Annotated in this window: 8 protein-coding genes; 5 read left to right on the plus strand and 3 right to left on the minus strand. The window is 72.0% G+C overall.

Annotation, left to right across the window (positions count from 1 at the left end; all coding sequences use genetic code 11):
- Positions 1-11: 11 nt before the first annotated feature.
- Together ABZ721_RS01110 and ABZ721_RS01115 are read left to right on the plus strand one after the other, a co-directional pair.
- On the plus strand, positions 12-1139 hold the full coding sequence (locus ABZ721_RS01110) for an LLM class flavin-dependent oxidoreductase (RefSeq protein WP_358786417.1): 1128 nt from the start codon (positions 12-14) through the stop codon (positions 1137-1139).
- A gap of 186 nt (positions 1140-1325) precedes the next feature.
- A complete protein-coding gene (locus tag ABZ721_RS01115) occupies positions 1326-3065 on the plus strand; it encodes a D-aminoacylase (protein WP_358786418.1) in 1740 nt (579 codons plus the stop codon).
- Between the two features lie 9 nt (positions 3066-3074).
- On the opposite strand, the gene ABZ721_RS01120 is transcribed toward ABZ721_RS01115, so the two are convergent.
- The gene (locus ABZ721_RS01120) at positions 3075-4634 is read right to left on the minus strand and encodes a CehA/McbA family metallohydrolase (RefSeq protein ID WP_358786419.1); all 1560 of its coding nucleotides are present in this window, start codon (positions 4632-4634) and stop codon (positions 3075-3077) included.
- 185 nt (positions 4635-4819) lie between these two features.
- Here ABZ721_RS01120 and ABZ721_RS01125 point away from each other — a divergent pair, with 185 nt between their 5' ends.
- The 3 genes from ABZ721_RS01125 (at position 4820) to ABZ721_RS01135 (ending at position 9598) form a co-directional block, all read left to right on the plus strand.
- Positions 4820-5644 (plus strand): TIGR03619 family F420-dependent LLM class oxidoreductase, encoded by an 825-nt coding sequence (locus tag ABZ721_RS01125; RefSeq protein WP_358786420.1) that lies wholly within the window; start codon positions 4820-4822, stop codon positions 5642-5644.
- A 121-nt stretch (positions 5645-5765) separates the two neighbouring features.
- Positions 5766-8360: a bifunctional FO biosynthesis protein CofGH gene (locus ABZ721_RS01130; RefSeq protein WP_358786421.1), complete on the plus strand. Its 2595-nt coding sequence runs from the start codon at positions 5766-5768 to the stop codon at positions 8358-8360.
- A gap of 134 nt (positions 8361-8494) precedes the next feature.
- Positions 8495-9598: an ADP-ribosylglycohydrolase family protein gene (locus tag ABZ721_RS01135; RefSeq protein ID WP_358786422.1), complete on the plus strand. Its 1104-nt coding sequence runs from the start codon at positions 8495-8497 to the stop codon at positions 9596-9598.
- Positions 9599-9650: 52 nt separating this feature from the next.
- Here ABZ721_RS01135 and ABZ721_RS01140 read toward each other — a convergent pair whose 3' ends face one another.
- Positions 9651-11231, minus strand: coding sequence for a sodium:solute symporter family protein (locus ABZ721_RS01140; RefSeq protein WP_358786423.1), 1581 nt, complete (start codon positions 11229-11231; stop codon positions 9651-9653).
- A 422-nt stretch (positions 11232-11653) separates the two neighbouring features.
- Positions 11654-12436: an SDR family oxidoreductase gene (locus tag ABZ721_RS01145; protein ID WP_358786424.1), complete on the minus strand. Its 783-nt coding sequence runs from the start codon at positions 12434-12436 to the stop codon at positions 11654-11656.
- Positions 12437-12510 lie beyond the last annotated feature (74 nt).

Genomic DNA, 12510 nt, shown 5'->3' on the forward strand with positions numbered 1-12510 from the left:
GGTGAACCTCCTTGGAATTCGGGCTCTTTGTACAGGGATATGTGCCTGTCGCGCGCTCCGCGGTCGACCCCCAGGCGGAGCACAAGGTGCTGCTGGAGGAGACCGAGTACGTCATCCAGGCGGACAAGTCCGGCTTCAAGTACGCCTGGGCCTCCGAGCACCACTTCCTGGAGGAGTACTCGCACCTGTCGGCGAACGAGGTCTTCCTCGGGTACCTCGCCCACGCCACCGAACGCATCCACCTCGGCTCCGGCATCTTCAACCCGCTCGCCCCCGTCAACCACCCGGTCAAGGTGGCCGAGAAGGTCACGATGCTCGACCACCTCTCGAAGGGCCGGTTCGAGTTCGGGACCGGGCGCGGGGCGGGCAGCCACGAGATCCTGGGGTTCATGCCGGGCATCACCGACATGAACCACACCAAGGAGATCTGGGAGGAGACCATCGCGGAGTTCCCGAAGATGTTCCTCCAGGACGAGTACGTCGGGTTCCAGGGGAAGCACTGGTCGCTCCCGCCGCGCAAGATCTTCCCCAAGCCGTACGGGAAGTCCCACCCGGCCATGTGGTACGCCGCCGGCTCGCCGTCCTCGTACGCGATGGCCGCCAAGAAGGGCCTGGGGGTGCTCGGCTTCAGCGTCCAGAAGGTCTCCGACATGGAGTGGGTGCTGGAGCAGTACAAGACGGGCATCCGCGAGGCGGAGCCGATCGGTGACTTCGTCAACGACAACGTGATGGTCACGTCCACCGCCATCTGCGCGGAGACGCACGAGAAGGCGGTGCAGATCGCCGTCGGCGGCGGCCTTAACCGGCTCCAGTCGCTGGTCTTCCGCTACCACGACACCTTCCCGCGGCCCGAGGGCATCCCCGAGTGGCCGGAGCTGCTCCCCGAGTACAGCGAGGAGATCATCGAACTCCTCATCGCCGAGGAGCTGATGATCTGCGGCGACCCGGACGAGGTCACCGCGCAGTGCAAGCGCTGGGAGCAGGCCGGCGCCGACCAGCTCTCCTTCGGCCTGCCGATCGGGATCTCGTACGAGGACACGATGAACACGATCAAGCTCATCGGCGAGCACGTCATCCCGAAGATCGACACGGACCCGGTGCACCGCACCACGCGGTTCCGCCAGGCGGCGGGGCAGTAGCAGCGCGGCAGCAGAGCGGGGGCGGCGTCTTCCCGGACCGCCGCCCCGCGCCTCCGGCCGGGACAGGGTGTCGTACGGCAGCGGCCTGCCGACCTGTCAGGACCGGAGGCGCAACCACGTCCGGACGCCTGAACGTCCCGGCTTCACGACTTCACGACTTCACGACCCGGAGAGGTGAGATCGACCATGCTTGACCACCTGATCAAGGGCGCCACCGTGGTGGACGGCACGGGAGCCCCCGCGTACACCGCCGACGTCGGTCTGCGCGGCGGAAAGATCGCCACCATCGCCGAGCCCGGCACCGTCACGGAGCGCGCGCGGACCGAGGAGGACGCCGCCGGCCTCGTCCTGACCCCCGGCTTCGTCGACCCGCACACCCACTACGACGCCCAGCTGTTCTGGGACCCCTTCGCCACCCCGTCCATGAACCACGGCGTCACCACCATCGCGGGCGGCAACTGCGGCTTCACCCTCGCCCCGCTCAACCCCGCCCGCCCCGAGGACGCCGACTACACCCGCCGGATGATGTCCAAGGTGGAGGGCATGTCCCTCAAGGCCCTGGAGGAGGGCGTCGACTGGACCTGGTCCTCGTTCGGCGACTACCTCGACGCCCTCGAAGGGCGGATCGCCGTCAACGCCGGCTTCATGGTCGGCCACTGCGCGCTGCGCCGGCACGTCATGGGCCAGGACGCCGTCGGCGGGCAGCCCACCGAGGAGCAGCTGGAGCAGATGCTCCGGCTCTTCCACGAGTCCATGGCCGCCGGCGGCTGGGGGCTGTCCACGACGCAGTCCTCCACCCACTCCGACGGCGACGGCAAGCCGGTCGCCTCCCGGCACGCGGGCCGGGACGAGCTGATCGCGCTGTCCCGCGCGGTCGGCGAGCACGAGGGCACCCAGATCGAGGCGATCGTGGCGGGCTGCCTGGACCAGTTCGCGGACGAGGAGATCGACCTCTTCGTCGACATGAGCGCCGCCGCCGGGCGCCCGCTCAACTGGAACGTCCTCACCATCGACGCCTCCGTCCCGGCCCGCGTCCCGCGCCAGCTGACCGCCTCGGAGCGGGCCCGCAAGGCGGGCGGCCGCATCGTCGCCCTCACCATGCCGATCCTGACGCCGATGAACATGTCCCTCGGCACGTTCTGCGCCCTCAACCTCATCCCCGGCTGGGGCGAGGTCCTCGGCCTCCCGGTCCCGGAGCGCATCGCCCGCCTCCGCGACCCGGCCGTCCGCGCCGAGATGCTGCGCAGCGCCAACAGCCCGGAGGCGGGCGTCTTCCGGCGCCTCGCCAACTTCGGCCGCTACGTCATCGGGGACACGTACTCGCAGGCCAACGAGGGGGTCAGCGGCCGAGTCGTCAAGGACATCGCCGCCGAGCGCGGGCAGGAGGCGTTCGAGACCATCGTCGAGATCTGCGCCAACGACGACCTGCGGACGGTCCTGTGGCCGATGCCCACCGACAACGACCCGGACAGCTGGGCGCTGCGCGCCCGCACCTGGGAGCACGAGGACGTCCTGCTCGGCGGCTCCGACGCGGGCGCCCACCTCGACCGGATGTGCGGCGCCCCCTACACGACGCGCTTCCTCGGCGACTGCCTGCGCGGGCGCCGCCTGGTCCCGCTGGAGCAGGCCGTCCGCATGCTCACCGACGACCCCGCCCGGCTCTTCGGCCTGCGCGGCCGGGGCCGGATCGCCGAGGGCTACCACGCCGACCTCGTCCTCTTCGACCCCGAGCGCATCGACGCCGGCACCGCCACCCTCGTCCACGACCTCCCCGGCGACAGCCCCCGCCTCGACTCCCGCGCGATCGGCATCGTCTCGGTCCGCGTCAACGGCGTCGAGACGATCAGGGACGACGAGATCACCGGCGCCGTGCCGGGAACGGTCCTGAGATCGGGCCGCGACACGGCGTCCGTGCCGACGCGGTGACGCCGGGGCCTACCGGACGTCCAGCCAGATCGGGTTGGTCAGCGCCGCTGCCGCTCCCGGCAGCCCGCTCGCCCCGCCGTCCGTCACCGGATGCCGCACCTCCGCGCGGACGTACGCCGCGAGCGACGCCGTCGTCCGCCACTCGACGGAACCCGTCCCGGAGGGAGGAAGCTGCGTGGCGTACATCTGGCCCTCGTCCGTCATCAGCCGGGCCTGCGCACCGAACACGCCGCCCGGGTCCGGCACCCCGGACACCTCCAGCCGCACCGTGACGACGTCCTGTGCCCGCACGACCAGCCGCTCGCCGATCCCCGCGTGCTCCCCGTGCGGTCCGGTGGCCGTGAAGGAGAGCTGGACGGCGGAGGACTCGGCGAGCCAGGAGCGGCCCGCGCGGATGCCCGCGAGCAGGGCGGGCCGGTCGAGGCGGTCCGCGAGGACGACCGTCTGGGGGAGGCCGACGACCTGCGGTTCGCGGTGGGCGTCGGAGTTCCCCATGGCGGGGATCCAGTGACCGTCGCGCGGGGACGCGGTGAGGAGGTTGTCCCAGGTGTTGAGGGAGAGCTCGTCGTCGGGGCCCCAGGGGCCGTTCCAGATCTCGATGGCGTCCGCCTGGTCGTAGCCGAACTTCCACTGGCTGGCCGGGAAGATCCCGTACGGGTGGGCGGGCACCACGAGGCCGCCCGCCCCGCGGATCCTGCGCGCGAACCGCGCGTAGGCGTCGTCGCGGGCGCGGTAGCGCCAGTCGAACCAGACGCCGGGGTCCGTGCCGACCGCCAGGTAGTGGCCGTTGCGGGTGGTGATCTCCTCGCCGGTGAGGACGAGGAGGTCGTCGCCGGCGAGGGGCCCGTAGACGGAGTGCGCGGAAGTGGTGTTGTGTTCACTGGTGTTGATGAAGTCGAGCCCGGCGGCCCGCGCGGCAGCGGTGACCTCCGCCGGGGTGCGCTTCCCGTCGGAATGGACGGTGTGCAGGTGGCAGTCGCCGCGGTACCAGGCCCGGCCGCGCCCCTTCGCGTGCTGCGGCGGGTAGGTGGGCGCCGGGGTGGTGCCCCGGGGCCCGTACCGCAGGGTGACGGTGACGGAGTAGTCCAGGCCCTGGGGCGCGACGGTGTACGGGCCGAGGACGACGTTCCAGGTGCCGGCGGAGACCGGCCCCGCGAGGTACCCCGGCGTGGTCTGCTCGGCGCTGATCGCGAACTCGGTGCGGGCGCCGCCGGACCAGCCGCGGAAGCCCCTGCCGCCGAGGGCGGTGCCGTGCTGGTCGAAGATGCCGATGTCGCAGGCGTTGCCGACGGTCCCGACGGGCACGGCCGGCCGGTCGTACGTGTACGAGACGGCGATCTCGCGGACCCCGCGCGGCACGTTCACCGGCAGGTAGACGAAGTCCGCCACCCCGGTGGGCAGGTGCCCGGTGACGGTACGGGTCTCCTCGGCCGGGGGAGCGCCGTCCGACGCGCCGGAGCCGTCCGCCGCACTCGCCGCATCGGCTCCGGCGAAGCTCACGGGGGCCAGCGTGAACATGCCGGCGGCTCCCGCGAGCGCTGTGAACCTGAGAACTTCGCGTCGTTCCATCCGTCGTGCCTCCTGGGCGAGAAGGGTGGGAGGTGCCGCAGCGAACTGTTCTACTCCGGAGCGTCGGAGGCCGGAACAGCGGGCGGCCTGCGGGTGGCCGGATCGCGTGCAAACGCGCACCACCCGGCCTCCCGGCGGCGGCCCGCACGACGTCGTCCCGTCCCGCTCCCCGATGGAGGCCGCTGATGCGGATCAACACCACGATCTTCCTGACCGACGAGACCATCGGCCCCGTGCGGCTCGCCGAGGAGGTGGAGCTGCGGGGGTTCGCCGGGCTGTTCCTGCCGGAGCACACGCACATCCCGGTGGCCAGGACCACGCCCGCGCCGATGGGGGAGCCGCTGCCGCGGGAGTACGGGCGCACGCTCGACCCGTTCACCGCGCTCGCGGCGGCCGCGGCCGTCACCCGGCGGATCACCCTGGGGACCGCGATCACGCTCGTCGCGCAGCACGACCCGATCGTGCTGGCGAAGCAGATCGCCACGCTCGACCACCTGTCGGGCGGTCGGTTCACGCTCGGGGTGGGGTTCGGGTGGAACGTGGAGGAGGCGGCGGACCACGGGGTGGAGTGGGCCGGGCGGCGGGACCTCGTACGGGACCGGATGCGGGTCATGCGGGCGCTGTGGGAGCCGGAACCGACGGCGTACGAGGGCAAGCTCGCGTCGGTGGCGGCGAGCGAGGCCCACCCCAAGCCGGTGGGGCCGCTGCGGACGCTGGTCGGCGGGGCCGCCGGGCCGAAGCTCTTCTCCCACATCGCGGATTACGCCGACGGCTGGATGCCGATCGGCGGCAGCGGGCTGGCCGACGCGCTGCCGCGGCTGCGGGAGGTGTGGGACGCGGCCGGCCGCGGTCCGGGCGGGCCGCAGGTCGTCCCGTCGGCGGTGCGCCCGACCGAGGGCAAGCTCGCGCGTTTCGCCGAGCTGGGCATCGAGGAGTGCGTCGTCCAGCTGCCGCCGGCCGGCGCGGACGAAGTGCTGCGGGTGCTGGACGACTACGCGCGGTTCCTGTGACCGGCCCGGCCGGCGCCGGCCGGCGCGGATCCTCGAAGGCGCCTGGAGACACCCCCCGGGTGGCCAACGCCATAGCGGGCGCCATGACCGCGCCCACCGGGCAGCGACCTATGCTCGGGAGATGACCATGAGCCTGTCCCGCCCCGAGGAGCCGACCCCCACCGCGAACGGGATGCGGCGCGCGCTCAAGCGCGCCCGGGACGGAGTCGCGCTGGACACCGGCGAGGCGGCGGTCCTGCTGCAGGCGCGCGGTGCCGACCTGGTGGACCTGTCGGCGACCGCGGCCCGGGTGCGGGACGCGGGCCTGGAGACGGCGGGCCGGCCCGGAATGATCACGTACTCCCGGAAGGTCTTCATCCCGCTGACCCGGCTGTGCCGCGACAAGTGCCACTACTGCACCTTCGTGACGGTGCCCGGCAAGCTGCGCCGCGACGGGCACGGCATGTTCCTGTCGCCCGACGAGGTGCTGGAGATCGCGCGACAGGGCGCGGAAATGGGCTGCAAGGAGGCCCTGTTCACGCTCGGCGACCGCCCCGAGGACCGCTGGCCCGAGGCGCGGGAGTGGCTCGACGCGCACGGGTACGACGACACGCTCGCGTACGTGCGGGCGATGTCGATCCGGGTGCTGGAGGAGACCGGGCTGCTGCCGCACCTCAACCCCGGGGTGCTGTCGTGGCAGGACCTGCAGCGCCTCAAGCCGGTCGCGCCGTCCATGGGCATGATGCTGGAGACGACCGCGACCCGGCTGTGGTCCGAGCCCGGCGGCCCGCACCACGGCTCGCCCGACAAGGACCCCGCCGTGCGGCTGCGGGTGCTGGAGGACGCCGGGCGCTCCAACGTGCCGTTCACGACGGGCATCCTGATCGGGATCGGGGAGACGTACGCCGAGCGCGCGGAGTCGCTCTTCGCGATACGGAAGATCGCCCGGCAGTACCACGGCATCCAGGAAGTGATCATCCAGAACTTCCGTGCCAAGCCGGACACGGCGATGCGCGGCATGCCGGACGCGGAGCTGGAGGAGCTGGCGGCGGCGATCGCGGTCGCCCGGCTGATCCTCGGCCCGGCGGCCCGCGTCCAGGCGCCGCCCAACCTGGTGGACGGCGAGTACGCGCGGTTCATCGCGGCGGGCATCGACGACTGGGGCGGGGTGTCGCCGCTGACCCCGGACCACGTCAACCCCGAGCGCCCGTGGCCGCACATCGACGAGCTGGCGGCGCAGACGGCCGCCGCCGGATTCGCGCTGCGCGAGCGGCTGACGATCTACCCCGAGTTCATCCGGCGCGGCGAGCCGTGGCTCGACCCGCGCCTGCTGCCGCACGTCCGCGCCCTGGCGGATCCGGCGACGGCACTGGCGGACGAGAACGCGAAGCCCAGCGGCCTGCTCTGGCAGGAGCCGGACGAGGCGTTCACCGCGACCGGCCGTACGGACCTGCACGCGACGATCGACACCACCGGGCGCACCGGCGACCGCCGCGACGACTTCGACGACGTCTACGGCGACTGGGAGTCGCTGCGCGAGCAGGCGGCGCCCGGCATGGTGCCGGACCGCGTCGACGGGGACGTGCGCTCCGCGCTGGCGACCGCGGCCGACGACCCGACGAAGCTCACCGACGAGCAGGCCCTCGCGCTGCTGCACGCCGACGGCCCGGCGCTGGACGCGCTGTGCCGGATCGCCGACGACGTGCGGCGCGACACGGTCGGCGACGAGGTCACGTACATCGTCACCAGGAACATCAACTTCACCAACGTCTGCTACACCGGCTGCCGCTTCTGCGCCTTCGCGCAGCGCCGCACCGACGCCGACGCGTACACGCTCTCCCTGTCGCAGGTCGCCGACCGCGCCGAGCAGGCGTGGGAGGTCGGCGCGACCGAGGTGTGCATGCAGGGCGGCATCCACCCGGACCTGCCGGGCACCGCGTACTTCGACATCGCGCGGGCGGTGAAGGAGCGCGTGCCGGGCATGCACGTGCACGCCTTCTCGCCGATGGAGGTCGCCAACGGGGCGACGCGTACGGGGATGTCGATCCGGGACTGGCTGGCGGCGGCCAAGGAGGCGGGGCTCGACTCGATCCCCGGCACGGCCGCCGAGATCCTGGACGACGAGGTGCGCTGGGTCCTCACCAAGGGCAAGCTGCCGACGGCGACGTGGGTCGAGGTCGTCAAGGCCGCGCACACCCTGGGCCTGCGCTCGTCCTCCACGATGATGTACGGGCACGTGGACCAGCCGCACCACTGGCTGGGCCACCTGCGGCTGCTCGCCGAGATCCAGCAGGAGACCGGCGGCTTCACCGAGTTCGTGACGCTGCCCTTCATCCACACCAACGCGCCCGTCTACCTGGCCGGCATCGCCCGGCCCGGCCCGACGGCGCGGGACAACCGGGCGGTCACGGCGATGGCCCGGCTGCTGCTGCACCCCCATATCCCCAATATCCAGACGAGTTGGGTCAAACTGGGTGCGGAGGGCGCGGCGGAGATGCTGCGCTCCGGGGCGAACGACCTGGGCGGCACGCTGATGGAGGAGACCATCTCGCGGATGGCCGGATCGAGCTACGGCTCCTACCGGTCGATCCAGGACCTGGTCGCCATCGCGGAGGCGGCCGGCCGGCCGTCCCGCCAGCGCACCACCCTGTACGGCGAGGTCTCCGAGGAGCGCCGGGCGGCGGGTCTCGCCTCCGACGGCCACCTCCCGGAGCTGCTGCCGGTGCTCGACGCATAGCCGCGGCAGGGGGTGCGACGGGTGTCGGACACACCTGGCCGGTGCACCCCCTGTGGTGCGGACGACACAGGACGTGAGCGGCAATGTCGACTATCGTGCCTGCGACTGACAGCTGCTGACCGAAGGGGCTCGCTTTGACGGCGGTTTGGGGACGTGCGCAGCAGCAGGATTTCCGCAGCCGCGTGCGCGGCTGCCTGCTCGGCGGAGCCATCGGTGACGCGCTGGGCGCGGGCATCGAGTTCGACTCGCTCGCGGCCATCCGGGCGGCGCACGGCCCCGACGGCGTCACGGACTTCGTACCGGCGTTCGGCCGCCGGGGCACGGTCACCGACGACACGCAGATGACGCTCTTCACCACGGAGGGCCTGATCCGGGCGCAGGTGCGGCGGGACAGCGGCGCCTGGCACCCGCCGACCGACGTGCACCGCGCCTATCTGCGCTGGGCGGCCACCCAGAGCGACTGGGGGCCCGACGAGCGCCGCAAGGACACCGGCTGGCTGGCGCGCGAGGAGTGGCTGTACGCCCGCCGGGCGCCCGGCCGGGCCTGCCTGAACGGGCTCGGCGACGACCGGATGGGCACCGTCGAGCACCCGAAGAACCCCGGCTCCAAGGGCTGCGGCACGGTGATGCGCTCGGCGCCGTTCGGACTGCTGGTCGGCTGGGAGCCGGAGCTGGTGTTCCAGCTCGCGGTCGAGTGCGCGGCGCAGACCCACGGCCATCCCACCGGGCAGCTGGCCGCGGGAGCGTTCGCCGTCATCGTGCACGGGCTGGCGCGCGGGGACGCGCTCGACGGCTCCGTGCAGCACGCGCTGGGGCTGCTCGGCCTGCGCCCGGACCACCAGGAGACGATGGACGCCCTGAAGCGGGCGCTGGGCGCCGTCCGGCAGGGGATGCCGTCGCCGGAGCGGGTGGAGTCGCTGGGGGAGGGCTGGACGGCGGAGGAGGCGCTGGCGATCGGCGTGTACTGCGCGCTCGTCGCCGAGGACGTGCGGCACGGCCTGCTGCTGGCGGTGAACCACGGCGGCGACAGCGACTCGACCGGGTCGGTGTGCGGCAACCTGCTGGGCGCCCTGCACGGCGAGACGGCGCTGCCGCCGTCGTGGACGGCGGAGCTGGAGGGGCGCGGCACGATCCTGCAGCTCGCGGACGACTTCGCGATGGAGATGACGCAGGCCCCGGCGCTGCACGGCCCGCAGGGCTCGTCGCCGTCCTGGCTGGAGCGCTACCCGAACGCGTAGCGGAGGGGCGGGCCCCCGGCCGAGGACCCGCCCCTCCGCTACGCGCGACGTGTCAGTCGGTGGCGGGCACCGCCGCCACGTCCTGCGGCTTGGCCGGCTCGGGGACGGCCGCGGCCGCGGCGGAACCGCTGTCGCCGCCGCCGTCGGTGTTGATCTTCTCCAGCAGCGCGTCCCGCTCCGGGGTGTCCTCGGGCTTGACGTAGCCGATGAGGATGTAGAGGACGAGCGAGACCGCGAGCGGCACCGAGATCTGGTACTCCAGGTTCACCCCGCCCGAGACCGCGTCGTTGATCGGGTAGTTCAGCAGGTAGAACGCGATGAGGCCCATCGCCCAGCTGGTGAGCGCGGCGGTTGGCCCGGACTTACGGAACGGCCGCAGCAGGCCGAGCATGAAGGGGATCGCGATCGGCCCCATCAGGCCCGCCACCCACTTGATGACGATGGTGATGATGTCCTTGAAGGTCGGCGAGTTGACCTGGGTGGCAATCGCCATGGACAGGCCGAGGAAGGCGAGCGTGGTCAGCCGCGCGGCGATCAGCCCGGCGCGCTGGGTCCAGGCCCGTGCCGTCTTGGAGAACGCCGGGGCGATGTCGCGGGTGACGACGGCGGCGATGGCGTTGGCGTCGGAGGAGCACATGGCCATCGTGTGCGAGAAGAACCCGACGACGACCAGGCCCAGCAGCCCGTGCGGCAGCAGCTGCTCGACCATCAGGCCGTAGGAGTCGGAACCGTCGGGCTTCTTGGCGGTCACCAGCAGCGGGGAGACCCACATCGGGAAGAAGAGCACCGCAGGCCAGACCAGCCACAGGACCGCGGAGAGCCGGGCCGAGCGGGTGGCCTCCTTGGCGTTGGCGGTGGCCATGTAGCGCTGGGCCTGGTTCCACATGCCGCCGTTGTACTCGAACGTCTTGATGAACAGGTAGGCCAGCAGGAAGATCAACGTGTACGGACCGGCGGTGCCGCTGGTGTGGCCCTGCAGCTTCGGGTCGTCCCAGACGTTCCAGATCCCGCTGATGCCGCCGATCTTGCTGAGCGCGGCGACGAGCATCGCGAGACCGGCCAGCAGCTGGATGACGAACTGGCCCAGCTCGGTGAGCGCGTCGGCCCACAGGCCGCCGACCGTGCAGTAGACGGCGGTGATCGCGCCGGTGATGACGATGCCCTGGGTGATCGTGACGCCGGTGAAGACCGACAGCAGGGTCGCGATGGCGGCCCACTTGGCTCCCACGTCGACGATCTTCAGCAGCACGCCGGACCAGGCGAGCGCCTGCTGCGTGGTGAGGTTGTACCGGTTCTTGAGGTATTCGAGCGGCGAGGCGACGTGCAGCCGGGAGCGCAGCCGGCTGATCCGGGGCGCGAAGAGGTTGGCGCCGATCGCGATGCCGATCGCGATCGGGAAGGACCAGGTGACGTAGGACGTCACGCCGTACTTGTAGGCGATGCCCGCGTACCCGGTGAACATCACCGCGCTGTAGCCGGACATGTGGTGCGAGATGCCCGCCAGCCACCACGGCATCTTGCCGCCGGCGGTGAAGTAGTCGCCGACGTCGTCGATGCGCTTGTGCGACCACAGTCCGATCGCGATCATCACGCCGAAGTAGGCGATGAGTACAGCCCAGTCGAGATTGTTCATGTCCCCTCCAGGGGGTCCGCCTTGTGAACGTGAATCGCACTTCGCTGTGACGTTCGCTGCGGCGGGCGCCCCCGTGCGGGAGTGGGGACTTCCGGGATTGAACCCCCTGGCGGGGCAGTCGGTCAAGGGCATCAGCGTTCAAGAGTCTGAACGCAAATCAGAAAGCCGAACGATTTTACTCGTTCTTGACCTTCCTTGGCATTGTCGTGAACGTGACGGCGAACACACGATGAGCGGGCACTTCGCTGGACGTCCTGCAGGGCATGACGAAGTACCGCGCGGGAACGGGATCCCGCGCGGTAGAGAGAGGAGGGGCCCGTACGAACCAGTCAGAAGTCAGAACCAGTCCGCACCAGTACGAGCCGGTCCGAACCGCCGGCCCGAACCGGTCCGAAGCCTGTCGGGCCGACGGGTGCCGCGCGCTACCGCATCAGCTCGCCCGCGTTCACCAGCAGCGACTGCCCGGTGATCGCCCTCGCCCGGTCGGAGGCCAGGAACACCGCCGCCTCCGCCACGTCCCCGTCCGTCGCCAGCTCCGGGAGCGCCATCCGCTCGGTGAGCCGGCCCAGCACCTCGTCCTCGGACACCCCCTCCGTGTGCGCGGAGAACTGGACGAACGCCTGCACCGGCGGGCCCCACATCCAGCCGGGCAGCACCGTGTTCACCCGGATCCGGTACGGGCCCAGCTCGCGGGCGACCGAGTACATGGCCGACGTCAGGGCCCCCTTGGACGCCGCGTAGGCCGCCTGCCGCACCTGGGAGGGCGCCGCGACCGCGGACTGCGTCCCGATGATCACGACCGAGCCGCCGTGCGCCTTCAGGGCCGGCAGGCACGCCTTGGTGAGCCGCAGCGTCCCCAGCAGGTTGACGTCGAGGACGCGCTGCCACGTGGCGAAGTCCGCGTCCTCCAGGCCGCCGAAGTAGCCGTCCATGGCGGCGACGTGCACGACCGCGTCGATGCCGCCGAAGCGCTCGACCGCCAGCGCCGCGAGCGCCTCGCACTGGTCGCCGTCCGCGATGTCCGTGGAGAGCCACGCGGTCCGCGACCCGTCCGCGTCGATCTCGCCCGCCACCTTCACGAGGTTCTCCTCGGTGCGGGCCCCCAGCACCACCCGCGCGCCGTCGCGCACCGCGGCCGCCGCCACGCGCTGCCCCAGCCCGGCGCCGACCCCGGACACGACCACGGTCTTTCCTGACAGCAACATGCGGGCCTCCGGTGCGGTTCCGATGCCTGACGGGTCGTCAGGTTAGGGCCCGCACCGGAAGAACGCCAGCCTCG

Source organism: Streptomyces sp. NPDC006733, assembly GCF_040636125.1.
Classification (GTDB): domain Bacteria; phylum Actinomycetota; class Actinomycetes; order Streptomycetales; family Streptomycetaceae; genus Actinacidiphila.

What these genes read in the sequence shown, in the direction of transcription:
- ABZ721_RS01125 (WP_358786420.1), top strand. Translation starts at nt 4,820, where the DNA reads ATGCGGATCAACACCACGATCTTCCTGACCGACGAGACCATCGGCCCC.
- ABZ721_RS01115 (WP_358786418.1), top strand. Translation starts at nt 1,326, where the DNA reads ATGCTTGACCACCTGATCAAGGGCGCCACCGTGGTGGACGGCACGGGA.
- ABZ721_RS01145 (WP_358786424.1), bottom strand. Translation starts at nt 12,436, where the DNA reads ATGTTGCTGTCAGGAAAGACCGTGGTCGTGTCCGGGGTCGGCGCCGGG.
- ABZ721_RS01120 (WP_358786419.1), bottom strand. Translation starts at nt 4,634, where the DNA reads ATGGAACGACGCGAAGTTCTCAGGTTCACAGCGCTCGCGGGAGCCGCC.
- ABZ721_RS01140 (WP_358786423.1), bottom strand. Translation starts at nt 11,231, where the DNA reads ATGAACAATCTCGACTGGGCTGTACTCATCGCCTACTTCGGCGTGATG.
- ABZ721_RS01130 (WP_358786421.1), top strand. Translation starts at nt 5,766, where the DNA reads ATGACCATGAGCCTGTCCCGCCCCGAGGAGCCGACCCCCACCGCGAAC.